The sequence below is a fragment of the Streptococcus sp. HMSC078D09 genome (genome assembly GCF_001813675.1).
In the GTDB taxonomy this organism is placed as follows: Bacteria; Bacillota; Bacilli; order Lactobacillales; family Streptococcaceae; genus Streptococcus.
The window spans coordinates 382,603-400,722 of sequence record NZ_KV813675.1 but is presented as its reverse complement, the minus strand read 5'-3'; the positions used below and the strand labels follow the sequence as shown (position 1 = coordinate 400,722).

Annotated in this window: 14 protein-coding genes; 5 read left to right on the top strand and 9 right to left on the bottom strand. The window is 40.9% G+C overall.

Features of this window, described 5'->3' with window-relative positions; all coding sequences use genetic code 11:
* Nucleotides 1-402 precede the first annotated feature (402 nt).
* Entirely contained in the window at nucleotides 403-1,452 is a 1,050-nt protein-coding gene (locus HMPREF2926_RS07205) for a DUF389 domain-containing protein (protein ID WP_070587096.1), read from the top strand.
* A gap of 211 nt (nucleotides 1,453-1,663) precedes the next feature.
* On the opposite strand, the gene thrS is transcribed toward HMPREF2926_RS07205, so the two are convergent.
* The 4 genes from thrS to HMPREF2926_RS07185 form a co-directional block, all read right to left on the bottom strand.
* Nucleotides 1,664-3,607, bottom strand: a complete 1,944-nt coding sequence (gene thrS / locus HMPREF2926_RS07200) for a threonine--tRNA ligase (RefSeq protein WP_070587095.1) — start codon at nucleotides 3,605-3,607, stop codon at nucleotides 1,664-1,666.
* A gap of 353 nt (nucleotides 3,608-3,960) precedes the next feature.
* A complete protein-coding gene (locus HMPREF2926_RS07195) occupies nucleotides 3,961-5,283 on the bottom strand; it encodes a glycosyltransferase family 4 protein (protein WP_021153617.1) in 1,323 nt (440 codons plus the stop codon).
* Between the two features lies 1 nt (nucleotide 5,284).
* Nucleotides 5,285-6,283, bottom strand: coding sequence for an LTA glycolipid anchor biosynthesis glycosyltransferase, IagA/BgsA family (locus HMPREF2926_RS07190; RefSeq protein WP_003008161.1), 999 nt, complete (start codon nucleotides 6,281-6,283; stop codon nucleotides 5,285-5,287).
* Nucleotides 6,284-6,385: 102 nt separating this feature from the next.
* The gene (locus HMPREF2926_RS07185; RefSeq protein ID WP_021153618.1) at nucleotides 6,386-6,973 is read right to left on the bottom strand and encodes a class I SAM-dependent methyltransferase; all 588 of its coding nucleotides are present in this window, start codon (nucleotides 6,971-6,973) and stop codon (nucleotides 6,386-6,388) included.
* A 156-nt stretch (nucleotides 6,974-7,129) separates the two neighbouring features.
* Between HMPREF2926_RS07185 and HMPREF2926_RS07180 the strand changes: the two genes are divergently transcribed.
* Nucleotides 7,130-7,720 carry a TetR/AcrR family transcriptional regulator gene (locus HMPREF2926_RS07180; RefSeq protein WP_070587093.1) on the top strand — a complete coding sequence of 197 codons (591 nt, stop codon included), beginning with the start codon at nucleotides 7,130-7,132 and terminating at the stop codon, nucleotides 7,718-7,720.
* A gap of 161 nt (nucleotides 7,721-7,881) precedes the next feature.
* On the opposite strand, the gene ccpA is transcribed toward HMPREF2926_RS07180, so the two are convergent.
* Nucleotides 7,882-8,886, bottom strand: a complete 1,005-nt coding sequence (gene ccpA, locus HMPREF2926_RS07175; protein WP_021153619.1) for a catabolite control protein A — start codon at nucleotides 8,884-8,886, stop codon at nucleotides 7,882-7,884.
* Between the two features lie 160 nt (nucleotides 8,887-9,046).
* Here ccpA and HMPREF2926_RS07170 point away from each other — a divergent pair, with 160 nt between their 5' ends.
* Complete coding sequence (locus tag HMPREF2926_RS07170; RefSeq protein WP_024055142.1) at nucleotides 9,047-10,129, top strand: M24 family metallopeptidase; 1,083 nt, start codon at nucleotides 9,047-9,049, stop codon at nucleotides 10,127-10,129.
* Nucleotides 10,130-10,369: 240 nt separating this feature from the next.
* Here HMPREF2926_RS07170 and HMPREF2926_RS07165 read toward each other — a convergent pair whose 3' ends face one another.
* From HMPREF2926_RS07165 to HMPREF2926_RS07150, 4 genes are all read right to left on the bottom strand, one after another.
* Nucleotides 10,370-10,819 carry an Rrf2 family transcriptional regulator gene (locus HMPREF2926_RS07165; RefSeq protein WP_024055257.1) on the bottom strand — a complete coding sequence of 150 codons (450 nt, stop codon included), beginning with the start codon at nucleotides 10,817-10,819 and terminating at the stop codon, nucleotides 10,370-10,372.
* 111 nt (nucleotides 10,820-10,930) lie between these two features.
* Nucleotides 10,931-11,773: a metallophosphoesterase family protein gene (locus HMPREF2926_RS07160; RefSeq protein ID WP_024055256.1), complete on the bottom strand. Its 843-nt coding sequence runs from the start codon at nucleotides 11,771-11,773 to the stop codon at nucleotides 10,931-10,933.
* A gap of 165 nt (nucleotides 11,774-11,938) precedes the next feature.
* On the bottom strand, nucleotides 11,939-14,662 hold the full coding sequence (locus tag HMPREF2926_RS07155; RefSeq protein WP_070587091.1) for an ABC transporter permease: 2,724 nt from the start codon (nucleotides 14,660-14,662) through the stop codon (nucleotides 11,939-11,941).
* Nucleotides 14,663-14,674: 12 nt separating this feature from the next.
* Nucleotides 14,675-15,376, bottom strand: a complete 702-nt coding sequence (locus tag HMPREF2926_RS07150; protein ID WP_070587089.1) for an ABC transporter ATP-binding protein — start codon at nucleotides 15,374-15,376, stop codon at nucleotides 14,675-14,677.
* A gap of 170 nt (nucleotides 15,377-15,546) precedes the next feature.
* On the opposite strand from HMPREF2926_RS07150, the gene HMPREF2926_RS07145 reads away from it, so the two are divergent.
* Both HMPREF2926_RS07145 and HMPREF2926_RS07140 read left to right on the top strand, forming a co-directional pair.
* Nucleotides 15,547-16,893 (top strand): Nramp family divalent metal transporter, encoded by a 1,347-nt coding sequence (locus tag HMPREF2926_RS07145; RefSeq protein ID WP_070587087.1) that lies wholly within the window; start codon nucleotides 15,547-15,549, stop codon nucleotides 16,891-16,893.
* A 334-nt stretch (nucleotides 16,894-17,227) separates the two neighbouring features.
* On the top strand, nucleotides 17,228-17,770 hold the full coding sequence (locus HMPREF2926_RS07140) for a TetR/AcrR family transcriptional regulator (protein ID WP_070587085.1): 543 nt from the start codon (nucleotides 17,228-17,230) through the stop codon (nucleotides 17,768-17,770).
* Nucleotides 17,771-18,120: the final 350 nt, after the last annotated feature.

The following is an 18,120-nucleotide window of genomic DNA, read 5'->3' as shown; positions in this document are numbered from 1 at the left end:
CGTACTCACCTAAGGAAAGTTTTTAGATGATTTTATCCTCAATCTTTTCTTTTTGTATTATTTTGAAACACGTGATTTGTTGGAGATATCAGCTAGGATTGCTGCTACAAACTCATCATCTTTAAACATTAAAACGGTATCTACTTTCAGAGGAGATACCGTTCTCCTTCTTTGAATAAGGAATCTAAAATTTCTGACTTTCTCTATCTGTTCAATTGATAGATTTCTTCAGAGAAAGAATGTAAAATTTTTGATATAATATGCAGGATGGACTGATGGATATTTAAAAGATAATGTTCAAAAGAATTACAAATGAGAATTAAAAACATGTCAGTTTGGACAGAAGTCTCTCTACCATCATCCATGCAGAAACAAGATTATATGAAATAAAAGGAGTAACCAATGTCCGGAAACTATTCAACACGTGAATTCCGCGAGAAACTATATGATGACCTTCATGTTCGATTAAGAGATACAGTGATTTTGATGTGTTCGATTTTTATTGCCTCTATAGGTCTAAATATGAATTCAACAGCTGTCATTATTGGAGCCATGCTGATTTCCCCTCTTATGACACCGATTATTGGACTGGGGTTTGGTTTAGCTATTTTTGATACGCGTTTAATCAAGCAATCTCTAGGGGTTTTATTTACTCAAGTATTGGTCAGTTTGCTTGTCTCGACTCTATATTTCTGGATTTCTCCCTTATCTTATGCAAGTAGCGAATTGATTGCACGAACCTCTCCAACCATTTGGGATGTTCTCATTGCTATTGCGGGTGGGATAGCAGGTGTCATTGGTTCAAGAAAAAAAGAAGCAAACAATATCGTGCCAGGAGTAGCTATTGCAACAGCTCTGATGCCACCTATCTGCACTGCAGGCTATGGTTTAGCTAATGGAAATGTACGATTTTTATTTGGGGCTCTCTATCTTTTCTTGATCAACTGTGTCTTTATCATGCTAATCAATATTGTTGGAACAAGAATTATGATGAGACAATCTCCCTTAAGTTCATTTAAAGAGCTAAACATGAAAATGAGAATTGGGTTGATCTCCTTGATTGTATTATTGGTTCTTCCAGCCAGCTATTCAGCAGTCACTCTGACGATGGATCAAGCACGAAAAGAAGGGATCAAACAGTTTGTAGGAAAAGAGTTTGCCAATCATACGATCATTAATCAAGTCTACAAGTCAAGTAGCAATGAATTGGTCTTGACAGTTGTTGGAGATCCGATTTCAGAAGAAGAATTAGAAACCATTCGCCAAAAACAAGACTCTTACGGTATTCAATCTGTTCAATTGAAAGTCAATCAAGTCCATAATTCGACAAAATTAGATAGTGAGACGACCAAGGAATTTTACGAAAACATTGACAAGTATATCGATCAAAAACTCTCTGAAAAAGATTCTCAAAAAGATCTCGTAAAAGAAAATGAAGCAGACAAGGATTGAGGATATTGACCTTATCTAACTCGAGGAAGCAAATCTTGGGAGGATATCCTATATCCAAAAGTTAATGGGTAGAAAGGATTGTTGATGAGGATACTATTTGTGGTGGTTTAGCAGATCACTACTAGCTCAGCTTAATCAAAATGTAAAAAAGCAACAACTATTTCAGTTGTTGCTTTTTAGGTGGCTGAGATTTTGTTCTAGGTTAAATGGTTTATTTCTCAACACGGGATTTATTTGCAATATCTGTAAGAATTAATTCTACAAATGCATCCACTGACATGGTTTCTGTTTCTTTTTGACCATAACGGCGAACGTTTACAGCCTGCTCTTCCATTTCCTTGTCCCCAACGATCAATTGGTAAGGAATCTTTTGTGTTTGAGAAGCACGGATCTTGAACTGCATTTTTTCATTGCGTTCATCCACATCTGCACGAACACCACGGTCACGTAGTTTCTTAGCCACTTCCCAAGCATAGTCCACGTGTTTTTCGTTCGATACTGGGATAAGGGTTACTTGGTGAGGAGCAAGCCAGGTTGGGAAAGCTCCCTTGTAGTTTTCAATCAAGATCGCAGTAAAGCGTTCCATCGTTGAGATAACCCCACGGTGGATCATAACTGGACGGTGTTCTTCTCCATCTGCTCCAATGTAATGAAGATCAAAGCGTTCTGGAAGCAAGAAGTCCAATTGGATGGTAGAAAGGGTTTCTTCTTTACCAAGAGCTGTTTTCACTTGGATATCCAATTTTGGTCCGTAGAAGGCTGCTTCCCCTTCTGCTTCATAGTACTCAACACCCATATCATCAACGGCTGCTTTCAACATGCGTTGAGCATTTTCCCACATTTCATCGTTGTCAAAGTATTTGTGTTTGTCTTCAGGATCACGGTAAGACAAGCGGAATCGGTAATCTGTCAAGTTAAAGTCTTCATACACATCGATGATCAATTGAAGGATCTTCTTGAATTCTTCCTCGATTTGTTCTGGAGCCACAAAGGTATGACCATCATTCAGAGACATTTCACGCACACGTTGAAGTCCTGTAAGGGCACCAGATTTTTCATAACGGTGCATCATACCGATTTCAGCGATACGGATTGGCAATTCGCGGTAAGAGTGCACATGGTGTTTGTAAACTTCGATGTGGTGAGGACAGTTCATTGGACGAAGAACAAATTCTTCTCCATCCCCCATATCCATTGGTGGGAACATGTCTTCACGGTAGTGATCCCAGTGACCTGAAGTTTTATAAAGTTCTACAGAAGCAATTGGTGGAGTGTAGACGTGTTGGTAGCCTGCTGCTACTTCTTTATCAACGATGTAGCGTTCCAACTCACGACGGATGGTCGCACCATTTGGCAACCAGAATGGAAGACCTTGACCAACTTCTTGAGAAATCATGAAGAGATCCAATTCTTTCCCAAGTTTACGGTGGTCACGTTCCTTAGCTTCTTCACGCATTTGAAGGTAGTTCTTCAAGTCTTTCTTGTCAAACCATGCTGTACCGTAAATCCGTTGCATCATCGCATTGTCGCTATTCCCACGCCAGTAAGCACCAGCAACGTTCAGAAGGTGGAAGATTTGGATGCGACCAGTTGATGGGACGTGTGGTCCACGGCAAAGGTCAACGTATTCACCTTGACGGTAGATGGTCAACCCACCTTCGTCTTCTGAATGTTCTTCGATCAATTCTAATTTGTACGGATCATTTTTGAAGATTTCACGCGCTTGGTCTTTGGTCACTTCTTCACGAACAGATGGGAAGTTTTCTTTCACGATTTTCTTCATTTCTTCTTCGATACGAGGAAGGTCTTCGTTAGAGATTTGACCAGCTTGGTTGTCTGTATCGTAGTAGAAACCATCTTCAATCGCTGGACCAACACCCAAGTGGATATCTGGGAAGAGGCGACGAGCTGCTTGGGCAAACAAGTGAGCTGCTGAGTGACGCAAGATTGGAAGAGCGTCTTCGTGATCAGGTGTCACGATTTCAATGCTTCCATCTTCGGTGATGGCACGAGTTGTGTCAATCAATTTGCCGTTGAATTTACCAGCAAGAGCTTTTTTAGCCAAAGAATTGCTGATAGATTGGGCAATTTCAAAAGTAGTAACGCCAGATTCGAATTCACGAACAGCGCCATCTGGGAAAGTAATCTTAATCATGATTTTCTCCTTATAAAGTTTTTAGTAGCTAAATGGGTGGGAGGTGTCTTTGAACATTGGAATCGTCACTCCTTTTGATGTCTTCATGAAGAAATCAAAAAAGCGACCTCCTCGAAAGGACGTCGCAACGTGGTTCCACCTTCATTTATGTTCCTCAAAAAAGAGGGACACCTCTGATTGGCTCTAACGTAGCCACCGTTTTATGTTTGCATAAAAGAATCACGAGTAGTCCCAAACCTATCCTCTACGCGATTTCCAGCCCCACGCGCTCTCTATCAGATTTCCTAGATTTGATATGTCTCTGTCAGTTATTATAGCACGATTGAAAAATTTTGCAAGAAAAAGTTTCATTTTCAATCAAAGAAATGCGTGATTTTACGGATTTTCTTCACTTGTTTGACCGAAGCCTTCATCATCTTCACAGATCCATTGACCGGAAGAGCAATCACCTTGGTCGGGATTTTCACAATGGTCTTAGACATCCGCTTAACCCGACTTTGCTCAGGATTCAAATCATTTGAAAAGTCTTTAGAGATGATTTTATCCAAGTAAAATTCGTAGACCCGACGGCCAAAGGTTGCTGCAGAAATATCATCAATCTTTTCTGCCCACTTGGTCTCATCGATTGGAGGCATCTCCTCAATCGCTTCAAGAATCGCTTGTGCCAGATCACTCTCTTCATAAAAGAGCTTTCCAAACATAGGGTCATCAATCACATGATCGAGATAAGGATTGCCATGAGCGATGATCGGGGTACCACTCGCAATACTCTCTAAATAAGTCAACCCTTGCGTCTCACTCGTTGAAGCTGAAATAAAGAAGTCAGCCGCCTTATAGTAAAGAGCTGTCTCATTTGGTGGGATCATCCCTGTAAAGACAACCGCATCTGAAATCCCCAGTTTCGCCGCTTGTTTTTTCAAATCATCCAAATAAGGACCATCTCCAGCCACGATCAACTTAACTTTTGGATTGACCTTGAGGACATCAGGAAGAGCCGCAATAACAGCCTGAATATTCTTTTCATAAGAAACCCGCGACAGACTCAGTAAAAGCGTTTCATCTTCTGCGACTTCATATTTTTCACGAAGGGCTGCTGTCTCTGTCGGAGTGATTTCTGGTCGGTCAAACTTGGCCAAATCAATCCCTGTCGGAATAATGCGTTTTTCTGCCTTGACCTTGTACTTTTGGAGCAAGTCATAGACGATCTCACTAGGACAGATCACGCCGTCCAGATCATTCATATAACTTCTCACAATGTATTTGACCATACTTGGGCGAATGACCATGCCTCTTGCAATATAGCGGACATAGTCCTCATACTGGGTATGGTAGGTATGAATGACTGGAATCCGCAACTCGCGTCCAATCCACACTCCCAAAAGGCCCAGTGAAAACTCAGTCTGGGTATGGATAATATCCAGCTGGTATTGCTTGGCAATGGCAAGCGCCTTTGAGAAGCCACGATATGCAACGCGGCGGTCCTTAAAGGCGAAGAAAGGCACACTTGGAATCCGAATGATCTGCCAATCTTCATAGCGGTTGACATCTTTATCCGTTGTCGTAAAGATGAAGACCGTGTGACCCAATTTTTCTAATTCTGTTTTGAGCGTCCGAATACTGGTCGCCACTCCCGAAACTTGCGGGAAATAGGTATCTGTAAATAACCCTACACGCATCTTACATCTCCAAAACTGTTTGATAGGCTTCGACCAATTGATAAGCCACTAAGTCGATCGAACGACTTTCAGCGACCTTGTAGCCCGCCTCCCGCTTGTCTACTTGTCCGTTCAAGACCTTGTTCAAGGAATCCACAAATTCGTCTACATTATGGCACAATTCAGAAGACGTCTCGTCGATCCAGCCATTGTATACTGGAATATCCCGCAAGACCGTGTGCTGATGACTGGCCAAGGCTTCCAAAACAACGATTCCTTCTGTTTCTTCATAAGATGGGAAGAAGAAAGCATCTGAACCCGTCATGGCCCCTTGGAAGACCGCTCCCTTGAAGTAGCCAGGGAATTCCACATTACTTGGATGATCCTTTTCCACGATACGACGAATCTTACGCGGAATGATCCATTTGTTGATAGAACCTAGCCAGATAAAGCGCACATCCGGCATGCGACGAGCCACTTCTACGAAATCTTCAATCCCTTTGCGTTTAAAATAAAGCCCTGCACAGATGACAACCTTTTGGCCTTCTTGGATATTAAAATGCTTGCGAAAGACTTCTTCTTTTTTCGGATCCTTCTTGTATTTTTCCAAATCAATTCCATTGGAAACCGCGATAATCGGTGTGGTCACCCCATAAGACTGAATCAGGTGTTTGGAATACTCAGATGGCGTGATCACATAGTCTGCCTTTTGGTACATGTGAGCCAAATACTTCCCAAACAAGGGCGCAAAAAAGTTAGACCCGATAAAGGAATTTTCAAAATCCTCACGGGTTGAATGGCCATGCATGATGACTTTCTTTCCACGACGCTTTGCTGCATGGAGCAAAAGGAAACTCCGTGGGCCATAGGTATTGATATGCACCACATCATAATCTCCTAAAATATCTGTCGTATACGGAATCCCAGCCAAATCCAGCGCATGCATTTGATGCTGCAAGGCTCGACCAATTCCTGATTTTTGTAATACGGATTTTCCTTCTAAATACAGTAAAACTTTCATACTTTCTATTATACCGAAATAAAGAGTGCCCAGCAAGTCTCTACCTGTTTGCAGTATAAAAAAGAGGCTAGAACAGTTCTGTTCGAAATTTAAAATTCTATTTTATTTATATACGGTATACAAAATCCAATTGCGATTCTGTTTTTCCTCAATTTTTGAAAAACCAATACTTGTTAGTAACTGACTAAATTCATGACTTGTACGATAATCTGTCATATGATAATGTATTTTTTCTTTTTCAGAAGCAATTATCAAAGTAGAATTGCTGGACATGACTCTATAAACTTCTTGAAAACTCTTTTTTATATCCTTCCAAAAAATATGGGTCTGAATAGCAAATATTCTATCAAAATAGTTATTTTGATAAGGCATATTCTCCACATTTCCAATCTTAAGTTGGACACTACCTTTTCTTATGGAATCTGAATGAACACGTTGGGCAGTTCTATATGATTCCTTAGAAATATCAATACCATGAATCTCAAGATTTTTATTTAAAGCAAGAAGGTTCTTGATAGTACTCCCGCCACCGTAACCAATTTCTAAAATTCTATAATTATCTGAAATAGTAGTCTGTTTAATCGCCCAAAGACTAAGTTTTTTAAAATAGAATGACCATATTTTTGTGATGACTCTACCAATAAGACCACTAGGTTTTTGAGACTGCTTAATAAGAAATTCAGTTAACATTAAATATCTTCCCTCAATTATTATAAGTTTGAAATATCATTAATTATATTTCAAACTTAATTGTATTGTAAATATCAGATATCGTCAAGAATTAATGAAATAATCTGAGATAAATTTCAAAGTTGTGCTATAATTGATATCAAATGGAGTGTTCAAATGAATCAATATCAAAAAACAACAAAAAAAAAGAAGCAAGCTATTATTCAGTCTGCTCTTTCTTTATTTAAAGAAAAAGGGTTTAAAGAAACAAGTATACAATCAATTGCAAAAGTCGCAGAAGTTTCTCCTGTGTCAATCTACAATTACTTTGATAAGAAAGATAATTTAGTAGCTTTATGTATTAATGAATTGTTTAAAGACATCATACAAGAAGCTGAAAACATTCTACTCAGTAATATAGATTATAAATCAAAATTAAATCAAGCCTTAGCTTTATGTCAGAAAAAAATAAGCCAACAGATTTCTAACTACTTTCAAGAAAAAACGTTAGAGGATCCTACTTTTACGAAACTTATGACAAAAGCGATAGATGAGAAAAAGCGTGAAATATATCGTGCATATATTGAGCTAGGTAAAAATGAAAATATAATTGCTAAAGATTTGTCAACAGAGGTTATATTAAACGTCATGAGTGCTCTCAATAGCACAGGAAATCATCTATCTCCAAATAAAAACATAGAAGACGAAACAAAACAAATTCATCATATTTTGTTGTATGGTATTTTAACAAACTCTAGAACGATTTAATTGTAACTTACACATCAATATTTGAACCAACACTCATTCAATTTCACTTCATCATTACTTATGATTAATGACACATATAAAAAGAAGCTAGAACAGTTCTGTTCTAGCCTCTCAGACTAGTAGACACGTCTTCCCAAGTCGAGACTCTAGTCTACTAATCCTTATTTTTTGGTCGTTCCACGTTGGTTGATCGTATGAGACAACAGTACTTCGCGTTCTTCCAACTCTTCTTTGTGCATGATCTTGGTCAACATACGCATACTAATCGCACCAAGGTCATACAAGGGTTGGCCAATCGTTGATAGATTTGGACGCGTGTAACGAGTTACTTGTGAATCATCACTAGTAATGATTTCAAAGTCTTCTGGTACTTTGATACCGTGATCAGACAAGCCGTTCAAGAGACCTGCAGCCAATTCATCCCCTGTTACAAAGGCAGCTGTTGCTTTTGACGCAATGATGCGTTCTGCCAAGTTATAACCTTCATCGTAACGGTACTTGGATTCAAACACAAGTCCTTCGCTGTAGCTCAATTTTTTCGCTTTCAAAGCTTCTTTGTAGCCTGTCAAACGAATTTTTCCATTGATATCATCCACCAATGGGCCACTTACAAAAGCAATTTTCTTGTTGTGTTTTGCCAACTGTGTAACAGCATCCACAGTCGCTTGCTTGTAGTCGATATTGACACTTGGTAATTGGTGTTCAACATCCACTGTACCAGCAAGAACAACTGGCGTCCGAGAGCGTGAAAATTCTGAGCGAATCTTTTCTGTCAAATGATAGCCCATGAAAATGATCCCATCCACTTGTTTTGAAAAAAGGTTATTTACCACTGAAACTTCTTTGTCATCGTCTTCATCGCTATTTGCAAGAACAATATTGTACTTGTACATTTCAGCAATGTCATCGATCCCCTTAGCCAATGTAGAGAAATAGCTATTCGTGATGTTTGGAATCACAACACCGACTGTTGTGGTTTTCTTGCTAGCAAGACCACGCGCAACAGCATTTGGACGGTAATCCAAGCGTTCGATCACTTCTAAAACTTTTTTACGTGTATTTTCTTTAACGTTTTTATTTCCATTTACTACACGACTAACGGTTGCCATTGAAACCCCTGCTTCACGGGCGACATCATAAATTGTAACTGTATCGTCTGTATTCATAAGATTTCCTTTCATTGTTGAAAATTTCGTTTTCACTCTCTAATTAATCCTATTTTATCACTTATTGTAAACACTTTCAAGCATTTTGGTAAAATTTTGTAAACTCTTGCTTTTTTGGGGAAAATTTGACAAAATAGATCCATAGAAAGAAGGTAGCATTATGTCTAAATTAGATCAAATCGTCGATTTTCTTGAAACTGAAAAAACAGATGTCGCTGTTGTATCCGATCCTGTCACCATCAATTACCTGACTGGATTTTACAGTGATCCCCACGAACGCCAACTCTTCTTGTTCGTCTATACAGACCACGAACCCCTTCTCTTCGTTCCTGCACTTGAAGTGGAACGGGCGACTGCAGTTGTTGATTTCCAAGTGGTTGGCTATGTAGATTCTGAAAACCCTTGGGAAAAGATTAAAGGGGCTATCGCAAAACCAGATGCCAAAACTGTTGCACTTGAATATGATAACTTGATTCTGACCAAGTACAATGGATTGCGCACTGTCTTTGAAAAAGCGGAATTTACTAACTTAACACCACGGATTAACCGCATGCGCTTGATCAAATCTGCTGATGAGATCCAAAAGATGTTGGTGGCCGGTCAATACGCAGATAAGGCTGTCAATATGGGTTTTGACGCCATCTCACTGGATAAAACGGAAACTGATATCGTGGCAGAAATCGACTTTGGCATCAAACGCTTGGGCTATGAAATGAGCTTTGAAACTATGGTCTTGACGGGGAATAATGCAGCTAACCCACACGGAATTCCTGGAAGCAATAAAGTCGAAAACAATGCTCTCTTGCTCTTTGACCTTGGCTGTATGGTCAATGGTTATGCATCAGATATGACCCGTACCGTCGCGGTTGGAAAACCGGATGATTTCAAAAAAGAAATCTACCACTTGACGTTAGAAGCTCAACAAGCAGCCATCGATATGATCAAACCTGGTGTAACCGCACATGACGTTGACCGTGCTGCACGGAGCGTCATCGAAAAAGCTGGTTATGGTGAATACTTCAACCACCGCCTTGGACACGGTATCGGTATGGATGTGCATGAATTCCCTTCTATTATGGAAGGAAATGACCTGGTGCTTGAAGAAGGCATGTGCTTCTCAGTCGAACCAGGGATCTATATCCCAGGTAAAGTCGGAGTCCGTATCGAAGACTGCGGCTATGTCACAAAAGACGGCTTTGGACTCTTTACAGAAACCAGCAAAGACTTGCTTTACTTTGACTAATCCTTTTGTAGATCCAAGTCGCAGTAAACAGAATGTTTCGTCAATAAATATAAAAAATGAGGCTGGGACAAAAGTCCTAGCCTCTTAATTGTCTTTGGATTGTAGAGCAAGACGCAGTGGTTGAGTGGGCTCTACTACGCTGATTTCATCAGCTTTTACAGCCCTACTCAACTGTGCGGAGGTGGGACGACGAAATCGAATTCTAACGAATGACCGATTTCTGTCCCACTCTCATTTTTCTTATGAAACCGATTCGAGGTCCATTCTTTTCTGCGCGTCTTCTACGACTTCTTTTAGGCTGGTTTGAGCCATCTCTTTTTCCATAGCAGTCTGAATGTCTTCGAGCTTCCCATCTAAGACATGGTGGATATTGTGACCTATTGGGCAATTTGGATTGGGTTTTTCATGGAAACCAAATAATTGGCCTGTCGAACCTAAGCATTCGACCGCTTGATAGATATCCAGCAGACTGATCTCATCGGCTGCTTTAGCGAGTTCAGCTCCTCCTGTCCCACGCGCTACATGGATCAATCCAGCTTTTTTCAACTGAGACAAGGTCTTTCGAATAATAACAGGATTCACGCCGACACTTCCTGCCAAAAAATCACTGGTTACTTTGGTTTTTTCCCCTTGTAGAGCGATCATGATCAAGACATGAGTCCCGATTGTAAACCGACTCGAAATTTGCATGTCTTTACTCCTTTCTGCCTGTTCTGAAAGTGGCATCTATTGGACGATTGTCAACAGATGACTCTTACTACCCTTATTATACTAGTTTTTGTTGTAATGTCAATAGTTACACTATTGAAAAAAGTCCTCTAACCAAGCATCGATTTCTCGATCATGACCTTCTCTCTGCTCAATCTCATGAAGTAGCTCATGATTGTGGGTATGATGAATGCCATTGACCAAACTTTCATAATACACTTGATAATAAGGAAGATGGAGGTCTTTAGCAAGTTGGAGTTCTTTTTGCACATCATAATCCACCCGTCTAAAATCGATATCTTTTAGCCCCATTTGATCAAATTCAAGAATAGCATACATGGCCCGAAGATCCTTGCGAAGATTCTTTTCCAAAAAGAAAGGTTGACCGATCGAGCCAGGATTGATAATCAGTTCTCCTCCTGTCCCGTAGCGGAAAAACTGCTGATGGATGTGGCCATAGACTGCGATATCACAAGACGGGTTTGTCACCAAGCGATCAAAATCCTTCTGCTCACCAATGTGGATCAATTCGCGACCCCAATTCTTGTCAGGTAAGTGGTGGGTAATGCCGATCTTTAAACCTGCGATTTCTCTATGGACCTGCATGGGCATTTCCTGCATGGCTTCAATTTCCTGAGGCGTGATTTCTTCAAGAATATATTGACACTGGCGCATGAGGTAGCGATGACTGGGTCTGGTCTCATCCAGCATCCCCCTCATGGCCCGCCAAAGACTATCTTCCCAGTTCCCAAGGACTTTTACCGTAATCGGTAACTCCTCTAACATCTCCAAGAGGGCCCGTCTCCCTGTTCCTGGCATCAAACTATCTCCTAAGAGCCAATATTCATCCACCTTGGCTTTTCGACTATCCTCTAGGACAGCTTCCAAAGCTGTCGTATTTCCATGAATATCTGAAAGTAAAGCAATTTTAGTCATGATCTTCTCCTACTATCCATTATAACAAAGAGTAGAAAAACTTCCACCCTGGGGTGAAAGTTTTATGAACATTCCATGCTACCAGAAATGAAAACTCAGGCTATAAGCGGAAGCTTCGTCGTTGGATTTATCTTTTTCCAAAGAGTTGCTTAACGGCTTTGTATCTTAGTCTACTGATTTGAGGGCTTCGAGCATGTCTACTTTTCGAAGATAATGGTCAACATAAATTCCTAACAGGATCAAGAGAAGGATCATTCCTCCGACAGGGAAGAGGAAAACGCCAAGTCCCACTTTAGGGTAAAAGAGAATGGCATCTGGTGCAATCATAGCAATGAGGAATTGATGAAGATAATAACCACCCACTAATCCCAAAAGGATCCCTATGATAGACAATAAGATGGTTTCGCGGTAAATATAGAGCGTCACTTCCTTATTATGGAATCCTAAGACCTTAATGGTCGATAATTCACGGATCCGCTCTGCCACATTGATATTGGTTAAATTATACAAGATCACGATGGCTAGCAAGATCGATACGACTACTAGAATCATCATAGTAGTGTCCAAGGATTTGGCAACTGAGTTAAAGAGGGAAATCATCGAAGCATTTTGGCTGACTGCCTTCACAGCTGCAAGTGCCATCATGTCCCGACTGACAGCCTGCACTTGTCCTGTAGAAGGATTTTTCAACTGCACCAAATAGCTATTTGCTGAAGTCCGCTTTCCGTAGATTTTTTGGTAACTTGCCTGATCCATATAGACAAAATGGCCGACATAATTTTCAGTGATCCCTGCTATCTTAAAAGTATGACCATCTAAGGTCAATCGATCACCGACTGTAACCCTGGCTAGTTGTGCTAGCTTACTACTGATGATGACCCCTTTCTTGAGAGACAAGGACTCTCCTTGCTTGAGAGAACGTAAGCTGACAAAGGGAGAAAAATCTGTACGATCCGTTACCATCATCGTAATGGTCTGCTTGTCGCGTCCACCCTTTAAAGATGCTTCGATGACCTTACTATAAACGGCTCGATAATCTTTGATATCTGATTTTTCCAGACGATTGGTTAGTTCCTTGCTTTCTTGGCTTGATAAATTCGTTTTTTTGGCTACAATCATCTCATAAGATAGGATCTCTTGAAATTGGCGTTTGGAAACCCCTCCTACAGAAGATTGAATCCCTAGCCCTGCGAAGAGAAGAGCAACAGAACCTGCCACTCCAAAAATGGTCATCAGCATCCGTTGTTTGTAACGAAAGAGATTACGAGCAGTGACCTTGTGGGTGAAACTCAGACGCTTCCAAATAAAATGGAGACGCTCCAGGAAAATCTTCGAACCGGATACGGGTGGTTTAGGAAGCAATAAAAGATTAGCTTCTTCTTTTAATTCCTTACGAGAAACCCAGTAAGCTGGAAGCACACTCGCGACGAAAGACAGTCCGAGCGCAATCAGAGTCATATCCCCATAAAAATACTCTCTGCTCTCTCCAATCACCATCCCTTGCGTAATAATGTTGGAAATGATCCCCGATAGGAAATAATGGCCCAGCAAGGTTCCTAGAAGGGTACCGATCGTCCCTGCAAAGAATCCATAGAGGACAAATTTGAGAATGATGTCCTTGGTACGATAGCCCAGTGCCTTAAAAATACCTGCATTGGTTCGCTCTTCATCAACAAAGCGGGTCATCGTGGTAAAGGTCACCATGGCTGCTACCAGGTAAAGAACAACCGGAAAAATATTTCCGACAGCGGAAATACTACTACTAGCATTGCTATACATCAGGTAACCTTGTCCGCCTGGCATGGTCTTGCGGTCATAGACATGATAAGTTGGAATTTCCAGCTGATCTCGCTCCCTTTGCGCTTTTTTCAGCTCCTCCTCTTTTTTTGCGAGCTCCGTTTCACCTTTGGTCCAGTCCTTCTTTTTCTGATCCAGTTGTTCTTTAGCTTGATGGATTTTTTCTTGACTTGCTAGATGCTCTTTAGCTGGCAGAAATGGAGCTAGTTTACTGAGTTGCGTCTCCTGCAAGTCTAATTGCTTTTGAGCCTGATCGATCTGATTCTTGGCTGACTGGAGTGTTTCCTTGGCACGACTGAGTTCTTTCTGGCCTTTTTGGATCTGCCCATCCGCCTCCTTCTTGAGTCTTTGATAGCGAGCCTTTCCATTGTCTTTCAGAAGTTTTTCTAACTCTTCTTGGTGATCTTCTAGCCGTTTTTGGTAGACTTGTGAAAAAGAATCAAAAGATCTCAGATCATCAAACTGGATCCGCGCCATCACAGGGAGTTTAGTCGTAAAGACCTCTTTTGAAACCAGAGCATAGGCATCAAGATTCCCACTGCCACTCATGGCAGTGCCTAAATTCTTTTGAGACCACAGCTCAGAGGATTGAACAAAGCCAACAATGGTGAATTGCTTTTGCTTTAAACTAGACCTAGTTCCCACCTTTTCTTCAAGTGTGAGGGTATCCCCTAATCGATAACGATCCTCCCAAAAACTCGCTAGGGCCAGTTCCCCTTCTTTTTGAGGCAGACGCCCCTTGGTCACACGAAAAGAAGAAAGGCTCTTTGGGGCAGAAAAAAGTCGAATTGCCTCTCCTGTTCCTTTCACTGTCAGATCTAGCAGTGAACCAAATTCGACACGCGCCCCTTTGAGTCCTAAAAGCTCCTCTTGGTCTACCTGGTCTAATCCCAAGTCCCCCATGACAGCAAGATCTAGCATCTTTTGTTGCTGAATAAACTGGTTAGCCGTTCGATGCATATTTGGAGTAGTCACCTTTAAGCCTACCAAGGCCAAGCTTCCCAACAACATCAAGGTTAAGATGGAGAGAAAACGTCCTTTTGAATGTGTAAAAGAACCAAACAGATCCTTCCAATAGATTTTTCGTTTCATGCTAGCACCTCTCTAATACTCTAGTGTAGCAATATCTTGAGGAAACTCATTGATTTCTATAGACTTGACCTTGGCATCATGCATGCGAATCACACGGTCTGCAATTGGAGCTAAAGCAGCATTATGGGTTACGATGATGACCGTCGCTCCCTTTTTACGAGACATATCCTGTAAAATCCCCAATACTTGCTTACCTGTCTGGTAGTCTAAGGCTCCTGTAGGCTCATCGCAAAGGAGAATTTTAGGGTTTTTCGCCACTGCTCGAGCAATCGCCACCCGTTGTTGCTCTCCACCTGACAATTGGGCAGGAAAATTATCAAGACGATTGCCAAGTCCTACTTCTCTTAAAACGGCTTCTGGATCCAAGGCATCAGAGACGATTTCTGAAGCCAATTCGACATTTTCCTTGGCTGTCAGATTGGCTACTAAATTATAAAATTGAAAGACAAAGCCAACGTCATCTCGTCGATAATCCGTTCGTTGATGGGAATTGAGCTTAGAAATATCCACCCCATCAATCAGGACCTGTCCTTCGTCATTCGTGTCCATCCCTCCTAAGATATTGAGAACTGTTGATTTTCCAGCTCCTGACGCCCCTAAAATAATGACCAATTCGCCTTTTTCAATCTCAAAAGAAACATCCTGATTAGCGAGAATCTCCGTTTCTCCACTAGTGTATCGCTTGTAACAGTGCTGCATTTCGATGTAGGCCATTTTTTCTCTCCTCCCTCCTATTTCCTATCTATATTATAGTCCTTTTCGTATAGATTACAAAGAAATCGAGGCATCACCAATAGTGATTCTTCCTCATTATCATGAACTATTATAAATTTTATGCTATAATTAGAGAGAAATTTGATTTATTCTTAGAAAGAAGGCTCATCATGAGTTTACAACAGTTTGAAAGGAAATCTCTTCAAGAAATCAACCAGTCTATTGACGTGCCAAAGGGCATCCCCTTTTGGAAGACTCTTCTACTCTTTTCAGGACCAGGAAGTCTGGTAGCTGTCGGCTATATGGATCCGGGAAACTGGATTACCAGTGTGGTCGGAGGGGCACAATACCGCTACCTCCTCTTATCAGTGGTTCTTCTCTCGTCTTTGATCGCCATGCAGTTGCAACAAATGGCTGGGAAATTAGGGATTGTCCATCGTAAGGACCTGGCCCAAACAACTGCCCATCACTTGCCAAAATGGCTTCGCTATACCCTTTGGATTGTGATCGAGCTTGCCTTGATGGCAACAGATTTAGCGGAAGTCATCGGCTCAGGGATTGCCCTCCACCTCCTCTTTGGTTGGCCTTTGCTCTTTTCCATTCTGATCACCATCTTTGATGTCTTCCTCTTATTGGGCCTTATGCATCTAGGATTTAGAAAGATCGAGGCCATCGTATCAACCTTGATCCTCACAATCCTTGCGATTTTTGGTTATCTTGTCTTTCTTTCGAAGCCAGATATCGGGGAAATCTTCGCTGGCTTCCTCCCTCAAAAAGAGGTGCTAGGAATTGGGCTTCCAAAAGGAAATGAAGCCTTAACCCTGGCTCTTGGAATCATCGGAGCAACGGTGATGCCCCACAACCTCTATCTCCACTCTTCCATTTCGCAAACGCGAAAAGTTGATTACAAGGATCCAGCAGATATCAAACGGGCAGTGCGCTTTATGACCTGGGATTCAAATATTGAATTGAGTTTGGCTTTTGTCGTCAACTCCCTCCTCTTGATTCTTGGAGCGGCCCTCTTCTTCGGACACGGAGATAAGATTGGTGCTTTCTCTAGCATGTACAATGCCCTCAAGGATAACCATATTGCTGGTGCCATCGCTAGTCCTTTCTTGTCCACCCTCTTTGCCATCGCTTTGTTAGCTAGTGGTCAAAATTCAACCATTACTGGGACCCTAACCGGTCAAATCGTTATGGAAGGTTTCTTGCGATTTAGACTACCACAATGGGTGGTGCGTCTCATGACTCGGATCATTGCCCTCCTTCCTGTTATCATTGTCGCAATTTTATTCGGTGACCAAGAACATGTCCTCGATGACCTTCTGGTATATTCTCAAGTCTTCCTATCAGTGGCCCTTCCTTTCTCCATCTTCCCTCTGGTTTATTTCACCTCCAACAAGGAAATCATGGGAGAGCATGTCAATGCGAAATGGAATACCTTCTTGGGCTATCTCGTTGCGATTGTCTTAACCATCTTAAATTTCAATTTGATTGTGACGACTTTTATCAAATAAAGAAACCAGCACTTTAAAACGTGCTGGTTTTTTGTTCGTCACTCTATCTTGTTCCTCCTTTTCCTAAAAATTTCCTGACCATTTTTTTAGGAGGGAATTAATTTAAATCACTAATTATTGTGAGGTTTTCACAAAATCTTGTCAGTGCCCGTCATTCATAAATTTGTGAAATTTTTGTACACTTTTCGTTATCTGTACAAAAATGAGAATTATTGTCTAATTTATATTTTTGGAGTATAATGCTATTTGTTAGTGTCGTGAAATTATTTAACCTATAAATTATTTCAATATCAAATAAATAGAAACAGATTTATACAACTATAGAAAGGAACATATGGTACGCCAAAGACAAACAACAACCAAGTCAGACTTACGAAATGCACTCTCAAAACTGCTCTTGCAACAACCTTTTGACAGCATCACTATTCGACAATTAACCGAAACTGCTGGAATTAACCGAGGGACCTTCTACTTGCACTACGTCGATAAATACGACATGTTTGAGCAAATGAAAATGGACATGATGCAAGAATTGGATAGTCTCTTCGTTGAAGGAAGCCCTGTCAAGGTAAACTTTCTCAATGTGTTGACCGCTATTAAAGAGAATTATGATTTTATATATGCATTGTCACAATCCTGTTGCTCGGACTCTAGTAAATTGGTAAGAAGTTTTACCCTTCATGCACTGGACGATACTCCCCACGCTAAAGAACACATCATTTCAGACTTTCAAGTTCCATACAAGTATGGTCTAGAAATTTTCATCGCTACGATCGAATCTGTAATTGTTACCTGGTTAGAATCGGGTGCAAAAGAGGACCCCATTGAAATTGGAACGATCATTCTCAGTGTCTGCGACTTTGCTAGCTGGAACTAAATCCCCCGACCTTTTCCTACCCTTCTGGAGAAGGTTTTTCTTTTGGCAAATGAAAAAAGATCTGATCACCTTGTTCAACTTGTTTGTAAGAAAGCAAAAAGGCAGGATCCTAACATCCTGTTTTTAGAATGTAGACAAACTACTTTAAAGTAAAATAAGTTAAGCGATTTTGCAAAAAAAATAAAAATGAGTTCCAATTTTTAAATCGATTCAAGAAAATACCAAAACTTTCCGCTGTGAGAAAAGTGCCTGAAACAATAACGTTTCAGGCACTCGGGAGTTTTGAGACCCTAGGCTCAAAACTAAGTCTTGGAACTTCTTGGATTGCTGAAATCATCCACTGGATAATT